This window comes from Mesorhizobium sp. M0615, assembly GCF_040320805.1.
Classification (GTDB): domain Bacteria; phylum Pseudomonadota; class Alphaproteobacteria; order Rhizobiales; family Rhizobiaceae; genus Mesorhizobium.
On the sequence record NZ_JAMYQI010000002.1, the window covers coordinates 218,090 to 232,921 of the forward strand.

Genomic DNA, 14,832 nt, shown 5'->3' on the forward strand with positions numbered 1-14,832 from the left:
AAGTGTGACCGATTGCCGTGAAGATGGCGGCGGTCACAAAAAGCCCGCCACTTGCGCGGCGGGCTTTCCGACTGGCCGGAGGCTTCTCGTCAGCGCATGTCCCTCGGGAAGTCTGGGCCATGCGGTAGGAGAGTGCCGTAAAGCCTCACGGCTGTTTCGACACTCCCGGCGAAACCTGTCTCAGCGACGCGAGATCATAAGGCATAGCTGCCGCAGATCGCTGTCGTAGGTGCCCTCACTGGCGAGCACATCGACGCAGCGCTTCTTCATACGTGTCAGCTGGCTGTTCGACATGCTGGCGACGACACCGGGTGTCCCAGGTGTGCCTGGTGTTCCAGGAGTTCCTGGAGTGCCGGGCGTACCCGGCGTGCCCGGCGTTCCGCCAATGCCGACGCCGACGCCGACGTTGATGCCGCTGCCGACGTTGACGCCGACACCGGCCTTGATACCTCCGCTGCCGCCGACCGTGGCCCCAACACCGGCCTTGATGCCACCGGCTCCGCCGACCGTCGCGCCAGCGCCGGCCTTGATGCCGCTGCTACCGCCGACTGAGGCGCCGAGGCCCGCAGTAACGCCGCTATTGCCGCCGACCGTTGCGCCAGCACCCGCCTTGATACCGCCGCTGCCGCCGACCGAGGCGCCGGCACCGGCCTTGACCCCGCCGCTTCCGCCGATCGAAGCGCCAACACCTGCATTGATGCCGCCAGCACCGCCGATAGATGCGCCGACACCGACGCCAATTCCGCCTCCTGCATTCGCGGGAGCGGCAAAAATAACGATAATTGCACCCGCCGCCAGTGCTCTAGCGATTTTCTGAGTGATATTAACCATGACACTCTCCTTGTTGCCGTTCTGCTTTGTGCATTGCAACATGCCAGCAAACCAAAGCAGACATATGCTTATGCACTCACAGCTACGCACGAGTCTTCCTTATAGTTTCTTTATTTTTTTCGACATAGGCCGTTGTAGTTCTCAATCAGTGTACTCGGTTTCTAGAAAAAAATATGTTTTTGCTTCAATATTTAAACTTTGTTGAATTTATTAAATAGAAACTCTACTGAAAAATGGAGCAGGTTGTAGCGGCCGGCCGAGCAAGGGGCGCGCCAAAGGGCGGCACAAGCCACCGGGCAGCGTCGTGCAACCACGGGCTTCAAAAAACCCGGCTTGGGATTCAGGCTGAAGGTTGAGGCTTTGGCGCTGTCCGTCGCGTCCAGAGGCGTTTCACTGGTATCGACAGCCGGTCGCGGACGGATGGCACAAAGGCGCCGAAGTAATGCCGCTCCGGCGTCTTCAAACGCAAAGCGCGGTCAAGAAATCAGGCGTAGGCGCGGCCTTCGTCGGTGCGTTGGAAAAACGCCAGATCGAGCTGCACCGAAGGCCGGCCGAGAATGGTCAGGATGGTGTGCGCCTGGCCGCGGTGATGGGTCTGGTGGTTGAAGACGTGGCTCAGCGCCGGCGCCAGTCTTTGCGAGACTGTGCGCATGTCGGAAACGGTCATGTAGGAAAAGCGGCCGGACAAGGCCTTGTCGCTCAAGCCGCCCACCCAGTCGGCGATCCGCCTGTCCTCGGCCTCGCGCGCCAGCCTGAGGCCAGGCAGCGCCCGGTGCAGGATGGCGTCGAGCTTCGTCGGCGCGTCACCCTCGCCGGTGAAGCGTTTCATCCAGATGCGGTCGGTGGCCAGGAGATGGTTGAGCGTGCCCATCATCGAGCCGAAAAATGCGCCGACATCACGGTTGAACTCTTCTTCGTCAAGCGCGGCGACGGCATCGTAGATGCGGCCATTGGCCCATTGATTGTAGGCCGCGAACATCATGAAATGCTGTTTCATCTTTTTCCCGCCGACGAGTTCCGCTTCAGCCGCAGGCGCCTAATTAGACCGCGATGACGCAGCCGCCAATGACCATTCTGTTCTATGAACTCGTCGGACGCGACGCGGCCCGCCCGTTCAACCGGCATTCCTGGAAGGAGGCGGCGGCAGCAGCTTAGGGAATAGGCAGTAGGCAATAGGGTCTGAGCGCTGTACTGCCTACTGCCTACTGCCTACTGCCTACTGCCTACTGCCTACTGCCTACTGCCTATTCCCCACACAAGTCTCCTGATCGCCATGCCACCACCCCCCGATTTCACCGATGATTTTCGCGCCGGGCTGGTCACGCTGCTGCGCTGGCGCCGGGATGTGCGGCGCTTCGAGCGGACGGCTTTGCCCGAGGGTACGCTGGAGCGGCTGCTGGAGCTTGCCAGCATCGCGCCGTCCGTCGGTCTCAGCCAGCCGTGGCGCTTCGTGGTGGTCGACAGCGCCGAGCGGCGGGGCGCGGTGAGAGACTGTTTCGAGCGCTGCAATGCCGAGGCGCTGGCATGCTTTTCGGGCGAGCGCGCCGCGCTCTATGCCCGGCTGAAGCTCGCCGGTCTCAATGAAGCGCCCTGCCAGTTCGCGGTTTTCGCCGACCGCACGACGCAACAGGGCCACGGGCTCGGCCGCATGACCATGCCGGCGACCATCGACTATTCGGCCGTCATGGCGGTGCACACGCTGTGGCTGGCGGCGCGGGCGGAAGGCATCGGCATGGGCTGGGTGTCGATCCTCGACGCCGCCGAGATGGCCGCAATCCTCGACACCCCGCCTGAGTGGACGCTGATCGGCTATTTCTGCCTCGGCTATGCCAGCGAGGAGCATGATCTGCCGACGCTGGAACGCGAGGGCTGGGAGCAGCGGCGGCAGCCGGTGGTGATCAGGCGGTAAGGCTGCCCATCACTTCGTCTCTTCTTTGCCGACCAGCTTGACGCAGATCGGGTCGCCCTTCGGCATCGGCGTGCATTGCCATTCGGGGCCGAAGCCGAAGTTCGTATCTGTGCGGCGACCCAGAAAGAGCAGCAGAACAAGGCCCACGGCAGCAAAAATGCCGATAGTCAATAGGCTCCCTTTTATGTCGCCCGGCCTGAGGTGGTGGTAGGGCCAGCGCGTCCCGTCAAACATGGTCCGATGTCTTTCCGTTCCGCTGATTTCCCTTCGAAACCGTGCGTGCCTGCGCAATCGCCATTTTCCCGCAAAGCCTTTGCCTTTGACCAGAGCGTTGCGAACAGCCATGCGGGCGGTCGCGGCCGAATAACGCTGCCGGGGCGCGTCCCCTTGGCAATGGGCCGGGCGGCTTGTATAGAGCCCGCCACTCCCAATTCCACTCTTCATCACCCAATTCCTCTCTTCATCACCCAATTCCTCTCTTCATCACAAGGATGACCAATGGCGATCGAACGCACCTTTTCCATGATCAAGCCGGACGCGACCCGGCGCAATCTTACCGGGGCCATCACCAGGATGCTGGAAGAGGCCGGCCTGCGCGTCATTGCCTCACGTCGGGTATGGATGAGCCGCCGCGAGGCCGAAGGCTTTTACGCCGTCCACAAGGATCGTCCGTTCTTCGGCGAACTGGTGGAATTCATGTCGTCGGCGCCGACCATCGTGCAGGTTCTGGAAGGCGAGAACGCCATCGCCAGGAATCGCGAAGTGATGGGCGCCACCAATCCAGCCAACGCCGCCGAAGGCACCATCCGCAAGGTGCACGCGCTGTCGATCGGCGAGAATTCCGTGCACGGCTCCGACGCGCCGGAAACCGCCGCCCAGGAGATCAAGTACTGGTTCTCGGACACCGAGATCGTCGGCTGAGCCGACCATCAGCTTTGAATCAAAAAGGCCGGCTCATTGCCGGCCTTTTTCGTTGCTGCCCGTGATCAACTCGCTGCGTTGAATCGCAAAATGTCGCGGCCGTCTTCGTCGGCGATGATCAGCTTGCCGCCATCGACACGGTATGACGCCGCCTTGGCGAGCGCCTCGAACAGCGCCTTTTCCTCGGCCATGATCTCCGGCGCGCAGGCCTTGTAGGTCGAGCCGATGTCGCTGATGACGATGGTCTCGCCATCGACCTTGGCGGTGGCGAAATAGGCGTTGCACGGGCCGCTGCCGCCCGCCTTGCCGGCTTCGCTGACCCGGAACGTCGCCTGCGGCTCCGAAATCACGCCGATACCGTCGATATATTCGACCAGCCAGCTCTGGCCGAACAGCGAGGCCGAGGTCGGCTTGTCGCTCGGCGCCACCATTTTCAGCACAATGGCCTGCGGCGCCTCGCTGAGCGGATCGACCTGATAGCGCGAGTCCGTGACGAACAGCAGCTTGTCGTCGGCGGTGATGCGCGCCTGCAGCGCATAGGTCATGTTGGGCCGGATCACCGTTGGATCGAAGCTGATCTCGAACTTGATCGGCACCTGGCCGGCCGGCGCCACCTTGCGCTCGCCGACAATGGCGGCCGGCGCATCGGCCAGCGACACATCTGCAAGTTGAACCGACAGCACGGCGTTGGGCGGCAACGCAATGCGCTCGCGATACATCACCTCGCCCTTCAGCGTTTTCTCGGCGGCGACGGAAGACTCGGGAACGGCCAGAACGCCGATAATCAGCGGCACAAAGCCGAAGACGAAGAATTCAGCGATCCTGTCCAGCATTCCCTTGCTCCCTTTTGCCGGATGCGATTTGGCCAAGGCATTGCGGTCAATGGGAGGCGGCTGCATGGCATTATTCCGGCTGTAGATCAGTCCGCCTGCGACAGTGTCCAGCGCGCCGCAGCCTGGTCGTCGGCGTCCTTGGCCTCGACCCAGCCGCCATCGGTGCCGTCCACGCGGTGCTCCTTCTTCCAGAAGGGTGCACGCGATTTCAGGAAATCCATCAGGAAATTCGCCGCTTCGAACGCCGCCTGCCGGTGCGAGGACGCCGCCACCACCAGCACGATGTTTTCGCCCGGTGCGATCTTGCCGTGGCGATGGATGACCGTCAGCCCTTGCAGCGGCCAACGCTGAAGTGCCTCGCGGGCGATGCGGGTGATTTCGGCCTCGGCCATGCCGGGATAGTGCTCGAGTTCCAGGGCCGACAGCTGGCCCTGTTCGTCGCGGCAAAGTCCTGAGAAGGACACCACGGCGCCGATGTCGGCGCGACCCTCGGTCAGTTTCGCGATCTCGGCGGCAACGTCGAAATCGTCGCGCTGGATGCGCACCGTCGGCGCGCCGGACATGGTGTCAGCCCCCGGTCATCGGCGGAAACAGCGCGATCTCGCGCGCGCCGGCTATCTTTTCGCGATGCTCGACATGTTCCTGATTGATGGCGACGCGGATTACATCAGGATATTGCAGCGCGTGCCCATATTCCTCGCCGCGCGATTTCAGCCAGCGCAGGAGGTCGGCGACCGTCTCGATGCCCGCGGGCAATTCGACATCCTCTTCCGGCTTGCCGATCCGTTCGCGCACCCAGGCAAAATAAATGAGCCGGGTGGTCATCTCACTCGTCCATGATGTGCTTGAGGCCGGCGCGGAAATAGTCGTAGCCGGTGTATAGCGTGACGAGAGCTGCAATCCACAGCAGCACCAGTCCGGTCTGCGTGGTCAGCGGGAAGATCTTGTCCCCGGCAGGCCCGGCCAGCAGGAAGGCGATGGCGACCATCTGGATGGCGGTCTTCCATTTGGCGAGCTGCGTCACCGGCACCGAGACTTTCAATGCCGCCAGATATTCGCGCAGCCCCGACACCAGGATTTCGCGGCACAGGATGATGATTGCCGCCCACAGCGACCAGCCTGCGATGCCGGCATGGCGGTCGGTGTCGGCGGCGAGCAGCAGCAGGCAGGTGGCGACCAGCAGTTTGTCGGCGATCGGGTCCAGCATCTTGCCGATGTTGGACGTCTGCTGCCAGGCGCGCGCCAGATAGCCGTCGAGATAGTCGGTGATCGAAGCCAGCAGGAAGATGATCAACGCCGACCAGCGGGCGAAGTCGCTCGATTTCAGATGCCCCTCGAGAAAAAAGCACAGCACCACCAGCGGCACCGCGACGATGCGGGCGTAGGTAAGCATGTTGGGCAGGTTGAACGCGCGCTTGGCCATATCTCAGGGACTCTTTCTGCCTGCGTACTCAAATCAGAACCGGATGTAGGGGGTCAACAGGCGAGATTCGATTGGCCAGACGAAAATTGCGCGCGATTGCCGGGATTCGAGTGGCCTGCGAGAAAAGAACGGCTGCTGCCATTTGATCGGGACAGCGGCGTCACCGGCGCTCAGCTCTCATGGAAATGATTGTAGACGAGCTTGGCGACCTGCTCGGAAATACCGTCGACCTTGACCAGATCCTCGACTGCCGCGCGGCTGACCGCCTTGGCAGTGCCGAAGGCCAGCAGCAGCGCGCGCTTGCGGCCGGGACCGATGCCGGCGATCTCGTCGAGCGGGCTCTTGACCAATTCCTTCTTGCGTCGCGCGCGGTGCGAACCGATGGCGAAGCGATGGACCTCGTCGCGCAGCCGCTGGACGAAATAGAGCACGGGATCGCGGACGGGCAGCGAAAACGAGTCCCTGCCTCTGACGAAGAAACGCTCGCGGCCGGCATCGCGGTCCTGGCCCTTGGCGATGCCGATGGCCGCCACGCGATCCTCGATGCCGAGGTCGGCGAGGATCTTGCGCACTGCGCTCATCTGGCCCTGGCCGCCATCGATCAGGATGACGTCGGGCCAGGCCGGGAAGCTGCCGGAGATGTCTTCCTCGATGTCGTCGCCTGCTCCACCGGCTGCCGCGTCGTCGGGAACGACATCGCCATGTTCCTTCAGCAGCCGCGAAAAGCGCCGTTCCATCACCTCGCGCATCATGCCGAAATCGTCACCGGGCGTGATCTCGGTCGAGCGGATGTTGAATTTGCGGTACTGGTTCTTCACAAACCCTTCCGGCCCGGCGACGACCATGGCGCCAACGGCGTTGGTGCCCATAATGTGCGAATTGTCATAGACCTCGATGCGCACCGGTGGCTTCGGCAGGCCGAAGGTCTCGGCAAAGCCGGCGAGCAGCCGGCCTTGCGTGGAGGTTTCGGCCAGCCGGCGGCCGAGCGCCTCGCGCGCATTCTGCAGCGCGTTGTCCGTCAAATCCTTCTTCTCGCCGCGCTGCGGCACCGAGATCGACACTTTACGGCCGGCGCGGGTGGACAGCGCTTCGGCCAGCAGTTCCTGATCCTGGACGCCTCGCGACAGCAGAATGTTCCGTGGCGTCGGCTTGTCGTCATAGAACTGCGCCAGGAACGAGCCCAGCACTTCCGCCCCCTCCAGTGCCGGATCGGCCTTGGGGAAATAGGCGCGGTTGCCCCAGTTCTGGCCGGTGCGGAAGAAAAACACCTGGATACAGACCTGGCCGCCCTCCTGATGGATAGCAAAGACATCGGCCTCATCGACCGTGGCCGGGTTGATGCCCTGATGGCTCTGCACATGGGACAGCGCTGCCAGCCGATCACGATAAATGGCGGCGCGCTCGAAATCGAGCTCCTGCGAGGCCTGCTGCATGGCGGCAGAGATTTCGGTCTTCACCTTCTGGCTGCGGCCGGACAGAAAATCCTTCGCCTCGCTGACCAGCTCGGCATAGTCGCCATGCGAGATTTCGCCGGTGCAGGGACCGGCACAGCGCTTGATCTGGTAGAGCAGGCACGGCCGGGTGCGGTTTTCGTAAAAGGAGTTGGTGCAGCTCCTGAGCAGGAACGCGCGCTGCAGCGAATTGATGGTGCGCCCGACCGCGCCGGCCGACGCAAAAGGTCCGAAATAGTCGCCCTTGCGCGAGCGCGCACCGCGATGCTTGTAGATGCCGGGCGAGACGTGATCGCCGGTCAACAGGATGTAAGGGAACGACTTGTCGTCCCGCATCAGCACATTGAAACGCGGCCGCAAGCGCTTGATGAGATTGGCCTCGAGCAGCAGCGCTTCGATTTCGGTGCGGGTGACGACGAACTCCATCGTCGATGTCTCGCGCACCATGCGGCCGATGCGGGCGGTGTGGAACCGGCCTTGCGCGTAGTTGGTCACCCGCTTCTTCAGGCTGCGCGCCTTGCCGACATAAAGCACGTCGCCGGCAGCGTTCATCATGCGGTAGACGCCGGGCGCATTGGGCAGCCGCTTGACCAATGTCTGGATGACCTCGGCGCCGACCATGCCGTCGGCGTCGCCGGCATGCGGCGCCCAGTCTATCGCTGTGAAGGCGACATCGGGCCCGGTGGCCTCGGGCTCGACGATCTCCTCGACCGCTTCATCCTCAAGGTCGATGTCGGGCGGCATATCGTCGGCGGCGCCGGCGCGCGTCTTGTGTTTCTGGTCTGCGGGACTCATTCCACCATGCCTGTCACATCCGGCGTCTGCCATGCAAGATGCTGGCCGCCGTCAAGCGCGATCATCTGGCCGGTCACCGAGCGCGCATCCCAGAGATAGCGAATGGTGGCGCCGAATTCGGCCAATTGCGGGCCGCGCTTCAGAATCAGGCCATCGACCTGCTTCTGGAAATCATCATCTTCCTGGCGCGCATTCTTCAGCGTTGGACCGGGACCGATGGCGTTGACGCGGATGCGCGGACCGAGCGCCTGTGCCAGCATTTCGGTCTGCGTCCACAAGGCCGACTTCGACAGCGCATAAGAGAAATAGCGCGGCGTCGGCCGCCAGACGCGCTGGTCGATGATGTTGACGATCAGCCCCTCCTGCCCTGGCGGCAAGGCGCGGGCGAAGTTTTGCGCCAACAGCGCCGGCGTCTTCACATGGATGGCGAAGTGAAGGTCCCATGCCGCCCAGTCGAAGTCCTCGACGCTATCGTCGACGAACAGCGACGCATTGTTGACAAGTAGCGTGACCGGGCCGAGCGCTGCCGCGGCGCGGCCGACGAGATCGCCAACCGCATCCATGTCGGTCAGATCGGCGGCTACCACGCCGGCGCGGGCGCCTCCGTCCCTGATGCTCGCAGCCAGCGCGTCGGCCTCGGCGGTCGAGCGGTTGGCGTGGATGGCGACGGCAAAACCGTGCGCGGCCAGATCCTCGACGATCGCCTTGCCGATCCGCTTCCCCCCGCCCGTCACCAGCGCCGTTCCGGCGGCTTCGATCATCTGTCAATCCTCAATCTGCGCCTCAATTCGGCTAGCGGCACATTGTGACGCGTCCAGGGGTTAAATGCCGTTTCCACCTGGGGCAGGAATGTGGCGAAACGGCTTTTTCGCCGCCGGCACCGCCCCGGATTCGGGTCGGCAGGACCGCAATATAGGACGCTGAACCCGTTGCACCAAGCCGAGTGCAGTGCAGCATCGCCTGCGTACTGACATTTCGCTGTTGCGAAGATGCAACGTCAAGCTTCGGCCTCATTCGTGCCGGGGAATGACCCATTTTCAGGTTCGCTGCCGCCGCATTTTGACACGACATTCGGAACCGTTGAGTGCCAGATCCGTTTCACCCCCCGGACGGGTTGATGGCGCTCAGGACAAACCAGCCTACGTGTCTTGTGGCTTAAGGAGTAAACAACAATGCAAACCAATCTCAAATTCGCGCCGCTCGCGGTTGCGCTCGGGCTCTTCGCCCTCAGCGGTACCGCTTTTGCTGCCGATGTCGTCTCGGAAGAGCCCCCGGCGCCGGCCCCGATCGCCGAGCTCCCCGTCGCTTCCTGGGCCGGCCCGTATGCCGGTCTCAGCGCCGGCTACGGCTTCAGCGGTCATGCCAAAGTCCAGGACGGCGGCCCCGACATCAAGACCAAGGGCTTTGTCGGCGGCGTTTTCGGCGGCTACCAGTGGCAGCAGGAAAACTTCGTGTACGGTGCTGAAGCCGATCTCGGCTACAATGGCGTCAAGGGTGACAGCGGCGGCGTCAATTCCAAGGGCGGCTTCGAAGGCTCGCTGCGCGCCCGTCTGGGTTACGCCGTGACCCCGGAAATCCTGCTCTACGGCACCGGCGGCGGCGCCCTGAAGAACCAGAAGGTCTCGGTCCCCGGCGACAGCGACAGCAACACCATGCTCGGCTGGACGGCCGGCGTCGGCACCGACATCAAGATCACCGACAATGTGTTCGGCCGTGTCGAGTACCGCTACACCGACTTCGGTTCCAAGAGCTTCGACAGTGTCGGCACCAAGGTCAAAGAGAGCGACAACCGCGTCACCTTCGGCGTCGGTATGAAGTTCTAACTGTCGTTCAAGCCACGACACGAGAAAGCCGGGCCTCGCGCCCGGCTTTTTTTGTTTCGCCCGTCAAGCCGGCACAGCCACCTTCAGCCCCGGAAACTTCTCATCGAAACGCGCTGCCCAGCGGGTCAGGCGACCGCGGCCCTTTTCCCATTTGCCGGCGAAGCGCAGAGAGAGGTAGCCGAGGCAGGCACGCAACGCCAGCTGGCCAAGCGTGATCTTCTTCGGCAGCTTCGGCGGATTGGCGTTGAGGAAATCGAGTGCGGCGGTGATCTTGGTCCACTGGCGATCGAGCCAGGGTTGATAGACCATCTCCTCCGGACGCGTGCGCCGCTCATAGACCATCGACAGCGCGCAGTCGCATATGCCGTCGGCCAGCGCCTCCAGCACTTCGGCCTCGAGGCGCTTGTCGGCATTGCGCGGCAACAACAGGCTCTTCGAAGCGCGGTTGAGATGCTGAGTGATCGCGCGGCTGTCATGGATCGAGCGGCCGTCGTCGAGCACCAGCACCGGAATCTTGCCGAGAGGATTGGCTGACATCAGTTCAGCAGGCTTGTCCTCGGTCTTGACCGGCACGAGCTCGACGGCAATGCCGGCATGGAGTGCTGCCATGCGCACCTTGGAACTGTAGGGGGATGAGGACGCGTAGAGCAGCTTCGGCATGATCGGTTCCCTGTTTTCGGACGGCCAGTGCATGTCGCTCAAAAATGCGATTCCGGTCTTGAGAACGACGCGCGTAAAACAAAGGTCTAGAGCGTGTCGCCTGAACCCCATCGAATGCGACCGCCTTAGTGTTGGCCGATCTTCCCTGAGGGAGCAACTGCCAGAAGGGCAAAACCAGGCGGCCAATCCGCCGACAATGAAATCGCCATGCATGTCTCACAGAAGTGGCGTCAATTTCGAGAGAACGACATGCATCAAACAAGACCTAAATCACAACAAAAAAGCTCCCGGGAATCTGCCAGTCGGCAAAGTTCCCGGGAGCTTTGAGATGGACCGCTGTTACTTCTTCTTGGCGGCTGGCTTTTTGGCCGGTGCAGCCTTCTTCACAGCGGCCGTCGACTTGGCGGCGGCGGCCTTCATCGGAGCCTTGGCGGCGGGTTTTGCCGCTGCCTTGGCTGCCGGCTTCTTGGCGGCGGGCTTGGCTGCTGCCTTCGCAGCAGGCTTCGCCACAGCCTTGGCGGCCGGCTTCTTGGCGGCGGGTTTCGCTGCTGCCTTGGCGGCGGGTTTTGCTACTGCCTTAGCTGCCGGCTTTGCCGCTGCCTTGGCAGCCGGCTTTGCCGCTGCCTTCGGTGCTGCCTTCTTTACTGCTGCAGGTTTCGCGGCTGCTTTCGGTGCCGCTTTCTTTGCCGGCGCTTTCGCCGCCGGCGCCTTCGTCGTGGTCTTTGCCATGCGATGCCCCTTGCGTTTGTGCCGATGGCCGTGAGTGACCCGGCGAGCTAATGCATATCTGACTCGTGCGTATCTAGCCAGCGAAGCATTACATAGAATTTTGCAGATTAAGTTTCGGTTACGCTGAGAGCATGGTCGCAATGATCGGCACAGAAATCGGCAAAGAATCTTCCCGCTTCGCAGCGAACTATTGCGAGAGAAATCTCTGATATCGCGACTCACACGATCTTCTCGTCAAGCTCACATTCTCTTGCAACGCCGTCGATCTCACGCGGTCATCGGCGGCCTATCGGATGGCAACAATCATCGCACCGCAGAGGCTGATCTTGCTTCATCCCCACGGTTGCAGGAACAGCACTAAACTAAACGCGAGCTTTTTACTCGTATATCGAAAGTGGTTGGATGGAAGCCAGGAAAGACAGCACTTGAAGGGACAGCCTGTTGTGTCGGACGTTTCCCAGACGAGAAGGGAGATCGCCAGCTTCGGCGCAAGAGATGCCTAACGGAAATGGGAAACGAAGATCGGGGAATCCTCCTTCCCAGGAAGCCGCGATCCCTTGGAAGCCAAGGGGTGCAGGCCCCTAAGCGCCAACCCGCTCGCGCACCTGTGGCCGGCGCGAAGGCTCGGCGTGGTGGAGGTGGGCGGCAAACGTATCCCACGGCGGCGCAATGCCGATCTGCATCAGGATCCGCCCGATCTCGCCGCGGTGATAGCCGCCATGCGTGACGACATGTGTCAGCATTTCCTGGCGTGACATCATCGCCCTGTCGCCGTCGGTGAAGGTGAAAGGCACAGGCTCTGACATGAGCTTTGGCGAGACGGCTTCGATATGGTCGAGATACCAACGATCCATCGCAGCGACACCAGCGCTCAATTCGGACGCATAGCCATGACGCGTGCCGGAAAGATGCGCGGCGAATATCTTCGATACGACAAGGTTGTGGTTGATGAGACGGGTCGCCGTGTGGCGCTGATCGACATGCTCCTGCTGGTCGAGGCCCGCAAGCTTCTGCAGCAATTCACCATTCGCCCAGGCTTGATAAACGAAGAGGCTGCGGAGCAAATCCAGCGCGTCCATGGTTTGTATCCTTTGCAAGAAATGTGAGTATATTATCTATATTCTTGGCTGCTGGAGCAGACATGTCTACTCGCATTGCAAAGCCGCGCTCACGCATGCGCAAGCAGCCGCGCCAGGCGCGTTCGAGAGCGACGGTCGAGGCGATCATCGAAGCCGGTGCTCATGTTCTAAGCGCGCTCGGCTGGGCCGGCTTCACCACCAACAAGGTGGCCGATGCGGCCGGCGTCAGCATCGGCTCGCTCTATCAATATTTTCCCGACAAGCTGTCGCTGGTCGAAGCAATTCGCCGGCGACATTTCGATCAGGTGCTGTCGGTGATCGCCGAATCAACAGAAGGCGACAAGCCGATCAAACGATTCGCGCAGGAGCTGGTGCGCGGCATGATCGATGCGCACAGCATCCATCCGACGCTGCATCAGGTGCTGCTCGACGAGGCGCCGGGCGATCGCGGCTCACGCGCCGCCCATGCCTCGTTCCAATCGCGCTATCTCGATCACTACACGACGGCGGTGGCGCAATATCGCAGGCGCAGAAAGGACAATGAGGCCGTGGCCCGTGTGCTGTCCTCGGCGGTCGAGGGCGTCATCCACAATGCCGCGCGGCGAGACACGCTCGACGCGCCGGAGCTGCAGAAGCAGTTGGTCGAACTGATCTGCGCTTACGTGTCTGGTGGGAAGGCGGTGTGAGGCAGCGGCAGCAGTTCGGAGATTGGCGAAACCGGAGCGACATCAGATCTCCCCCTTGCGGGAGATGGCAGGTTCAACGGCGGTTCTTATCCGACCTTAGCGCAGGACGCGGCAGCGGCCGTTGTAGACCATCCAGCGGTCGAAGCCCGAGACGCAGAATTCGACATTGTCGCCGATCGAGGCAAAACCCTGGCCTTCCTCGATCAAGTACCAGATGGTGCGGGCGCGGCCATCGGAAAGGCTGACGGTGGCGCCGCAATAGCGGCGGCCGATCGGCCATTCTTCGCTGGCCGGGAGATAGCGATGCTGGTGGATGCGCTGGAAATCTGTGATCGAAACATCCGGCAGATGCGGCACGTGATGCACCTGGTAGGAGAAGCGGCTGGAGATCTTGCTTAGCACCCAAGCCTCGCCGCAAACGCCGCTGTCCTCGTCGGAATAGACGGAAAGGTCGGCGGCCTGTGCTGGCTGGCCGAGGGGTGCGGCCAGCGGCGTGCAAAGCGAAATCAGGGCAGCAAGAGCGGATTTGGCAAAGCGAGTCATGGCAGCCTCTCAAAGGTCGACTGCGCCCACTTTGCGGATTCGGCGGCGCGCGGTCAAGCGGTCGCGCTGCCGATGGTTTCCCGCTCCGCAACCGGTTTTTCCGGTGCGAAGCTGCGAAACCACGTCCTGACCTTTGAAAAAGCTCGCCTTGCCCATTAGGAAAAGCGGCCTGCCCATGGCCGGCGGGCCGCCGAAACCCGGTTCAGCCTTGCTTGGCGGCGCCCTGCGGTATGGCGGCCGGGTCCATCCACATCGCTTCCCAGACGTGGCCGTCAGGATCGGCCAGGCTGCGATTGTACATGAAGCCATAATCCTGCTGGGCGTTGATGTCGGCGGCGCCGCCATTTTTAGCCGCCGCCTCGTTCATCGCATCGACCGCCGCGCGGCTGTCGCAGGACACGGCAAGCATGACCTCGCTCGAGGTGGCCGGTGGGATGGGGCGATCGGTGAACTGACGCCATTTGGCATGGGTGAGCAGCATGACGTTCATCGTTTCGCTCAGCACAATGCAGGCTGCGGTGTCGTCGGTGAAGTGCGGGTTGTTGTCGAAACCGAGAGCTTTGTAGAAGGCCATCGACGCAGCGAGGTCGGCGACGGGCAAGTTGACGAAGATCATACGGGGCATAGGGTCTCCTTGACAGTACACAGTTGAAACCGGACCGGCGTTGCGCCGGACCATCCTCCGATGCCTTCTCTCAAGGCACCGGTTTTGCTTTGCCGCGCAGCCTCTCGGTCTGCGCCTTGTGCATCGCTTCGACCTCTTCGATGAAGCCGAGCAAAACCTGCATCTCGGCCACCGAGTATTTCTCCAGCAATGCGTCGCCCGCCTCGGGGATCGGATGGTAGCAGCGCCGGACGAGTTCCTCGGTCTTCTTGCCCGCCGCGACCATGACCTTGCGCCTGTCATTGGGGTCCGGCTGGCGGCTGACGAAGCCGCGCTTTTCCAGCCGGTCAATCAACGTCGTAACCGCCGCCGGCGTGAGATTTGTCTCCCTCGCTACGACGTTTGCCGGCCGCGGGCCGTGACTGATCGCGCCGAGACAGCGGCGCTCGGCAGCGCTCAGCACATAGATTTCGGCAACGGTCCCATCGAACGTTTCAACGGCATCCTGCCAGCGCGACATCGCGAAGCCTATCGCGTTGACCAGT

The 14,832-nt window shown here is 62.3% G+C and carries 19 protein-coding genes; 5 read left to right on the forward strand and 14 right to left on the reverse strand.

Going from position 1 to position 14,832, the window contains the following annotated elements; genetic code table 11:
* Positions 1 to 180: 180 nt before the first annotated feature.
* On the reverse strand, positions 181 to 831 hold the full coding sequence (locus NKI46_RS03820) for a hypothetical protein (protein WP_023743818.1): 651 nt from the start codon (positions 829 to 831) through the stop codon (positions 181 to 183).
* A gap of 484 nt (positions 832 to 1,315) precedes the next feature.
* Positions 1,316 to 1,828, reverse strand: coding sequence for a DinB family protein (locus tag NKI46_RS03825; RefSeq protein WP_352744841.1), 513 nt, complete (start codon positions 1,826 to 1,828; stop codon positions 1,316 to 1,318).
* Positions 1,829 to 2,104: 276 nt separating this feature from the next.
* Between NKI46_RS03825 and bluB the strand changes: the two genes are divergently transcribed.
* Positions 2,105 to 2,740 carry a 5,6-dimethylbenzimidazole synthase gene (bluB, locus tag NKI46_RS03830; RefSeq protein ID WP_023747894.1) on the forward strand — a complete coding sequence of 212 codons (636 nt, stop codon included), beginning with the start codon at positions 2,105 to 2,107 and terminating at the stop codon, positions 2,738 to 2,740.
* A 9-nt stretch (positions 2,741 to 2,749) separates the two neighbouring features.
* Here bluB and NKI46_RS03835 read toward each other — a convergent pair whose 3' ends face one another.
* Entirely contained in the window at positions 2,750 to 3,184 is a 435-nt protein-coding gene (locus NKI46_RS03835; protein WP_352744845.1) for a hypothetical protein, read from the reverse strand.
* 54 nt (positions 3,185 to 3,238) lie between these two features.
* On the opposite strand from NKI46_RS03835, the gene ndk reads away from it, so the two are divergent.
* On the forward strand, positions 3,239 to 3,661 hold the full coding sequence (ndk, locus tag NKI46_RS03840) for a nucleoside-diphosphate kinase (protein WP_192259008.1): 423 nt from the start codon (positions 3,239 to 3,241) through the stop codon (positions 3,659 to 3,661).
* 65 nt (positions 3,662 to 3,726) lie between these two features.
* On the opposite strand, the gene NKI46_RS03845 is transcribed toward ndk, so the two are convergent.
* The 6 genes from NKI46_RS03845 to NKI46_RS03870 all read right to left on the reverse strand — a co-directional run bounded on the left by NKI46_RS03845 (position 3,727) and on the right by NKI46_RS03870 (position 8,924).
* Positions 3,727 to 4,494: a YbaY family lipoprotein gene (locus NKI46_RS03845; RefSeq protein WP_352744847.1), complete on the reverse strand. Its 768-nt coding sequence runs from the start codon at positions 4,492 to 4,494 to the stop codon at positions 3,727 to 3,729.
* Positions 4,495 to 4,580: 86 nt separating this feature from the next.
* The gene (locus NKI46_RS03850; RefSeq protein ID WP_352744848.1) at positions 4,581 to 5,057 is read right to left on the reverse strand and encodes a molybdenum cofactor biosynthesis protein MoaE; all 477 of its coding nucleotides are present in this window, start codon (positions 5,055 to 5,057) and stop codon (positions 4,581 to 4,583) included.
* 4 nt (positions 5,058 to 5,061) lie between these two features.
* Positions 5,062 to 5,319, reverse strand: a complete 258-nt coding sequence (gene moaD / locus NKI46_RS03855) for a molybdopterin converting factor subunit 1 (RefSeq protein ID WP_023738628.1) — start codon at positions 5,317 to 5,319, stop codon at positions 5,062 to 5,064.
* A 1-nt stretch (position 5,320) separates the two neighbouring features.
* On the reverse strand, positions 5,321 to 5,917 hold the full coding sequence (gene pgsA / locus NKI46_RS03860) for a CDP-diacylglycerol--glycerol-3-phosphate 3-phosphatidyltransferase (protein ID WP_023673449.1): 597 nt from the start codon (positions 5,915 to 5,917) through the stop codon (positions 5,321 to 5,323).
* A gap of 170 nt (positions 5,918 to 6,087) precedes the next feature.
* On the reverse strand, positions 6,088 to 8,163 hold the full coding sequence (gene uvrC / locus NKI46_RS03865; RefSeq protein ID WP_023752534.1) for an excinuclease ABC subunit UvrC: 2,076 nt from the start codon (positions 8,161 to 8,163) through the stop codon (positions 6,088 to 6,090).
* Positions 8,160 to 8,924 (reverse strand): SDR family oxidoreductase, encoded by a 765-nt coding sequence (locus NKI46_RS03870; RefSeq protein ID WP_023738625.1) that lies wholly within the window; start codon positions 8,922 to 8,924, stop codon positions 8,160 to 8,162. Before NKI46_RS03870 ends, uvrC begins: the two co-directional genes overlap by 4 nt.
* Positions 8,925 to 9,335: 411 nt before the next feature.
* Here NKI46_RS03870 and NKI46_RS03875 point away from each other — a divergent pair, with 411 nt between their 5' ends.
* A complete protein-coding gene (locus NKI46_RS03875; protein WP_023673452.1) occupies positions 9,336 to 9,986 on the forward strand; it encodes an outer membrane protein in 651 nt (216 codons plus the stop codon).
* Between the two features lie 63 nt (positions 9,987 to 10,049).
* Here NKI46_RS03875 and NKI46_RS03880 read toward each other — a convergent pair whose 3' ends face one another.
* Positions 10,050 to 10,646, reverse strand: coding sequence for a glutathione S-transferase family protein (locus NKI46_RS03880; RefSeq protein WP_023689091.1), 597 nt, complete (start codon positions 10,644 to 10,646; stop codon positions 10,050 to 10,052).
* Between NKI46_RS03880 and NKI46_RS03885 the strand changes: the two genes are divergently transcribed.
* On the forward strand, positions 10,645 to 11,409 hold the full coding sequence (locus NKI46_RS03885; RefSeq protein ID WP_198018625.1) for a hypothetical protein: 765 nt from the start codon (positions 10,645 to 10,647) through the stop codon (positions 11,407 to 11,409). The genes NKI46_RS03880 and NKI46_RS03885 overlap by 2 nt on opposite strands.
* Positions 11,410 to 11,956: 547 nt before the next feature.
* Here NKI46_RS03885 and NKI46_RS03890 read toward each other — a convergent pair.
* Complete coding sequence (locus NKI46_RS03890) at positions 11,957 to 12,454, reverse strand: DinB family protein (protein ID WP_023738624.1); 498 nt, start codon at positions 12,452 to 12,454, stop codon at positions 11,957 to 11,959.
* A gap of 62 nt (positions 12,455 to 12,516) precedes the next feature.
* Here NKI46_RS03890 and NKI46_RS03895 point away from each other — a divergent pair, with 62 nt between their 5' ends.
* Entirely contained in the window at positions 12,517 to 13,140 is a 624-nt protein-coding gene (locus NKI46_RS03895; protein ID WP_031253531.1) for a TetR family transcriptional regulator, read from the forward strand.
* Between the two features lie 96 nt (positions 13,141 to 13,236).
* Here the strand turns inward: NKI46_RS03895 and NKI46_RS03900 are convergent, their stop codons facing one another.
* From NKI46_RS03900 to NKI46_RS03910, 3 genes are all read right to left on the reverse strand, one after another.
* Positions 13,237 to 13,683, reverse strand: coding sequence for a hypothetical protein (locus tag NKI46_RS03900; protein ID WP_023673457.1), 447 nt, complete (start codon positions 13,681 to 13,683; stop codon positions 13,237 to 13,239).
* Between the two features lie 202 nt (positions 13,684 to 13,885).
* On the reverse strand, positions 13,886 to 14,308 hold the full coding sequence (locus NKI46_RS03905) for a VOC family protein (RefSeq protein ID WP_023738621.1): 423 nt from the start codon (positions 14,306 to 14,308) through the stop codon (positions 13,886 to 13,888).
* A gap of 70 nt (positions 14,309 to 14,378) precedes the next feature.
* Positions 14,379 to 14,807, reverse strand: a complete 429-nt coding sequence (locus NKI46_RS03910) for a MarR family winged helix-turn-helix transcriptional regulator (RefSeq protein WP_023738620.1) — start codon at positions 14,805 to 14,807, stop codon at positions 14,379 to 14,381.
* Between the last annotated feature and the right edge of the window lie 25 nt (positions 14,808 to 14,832).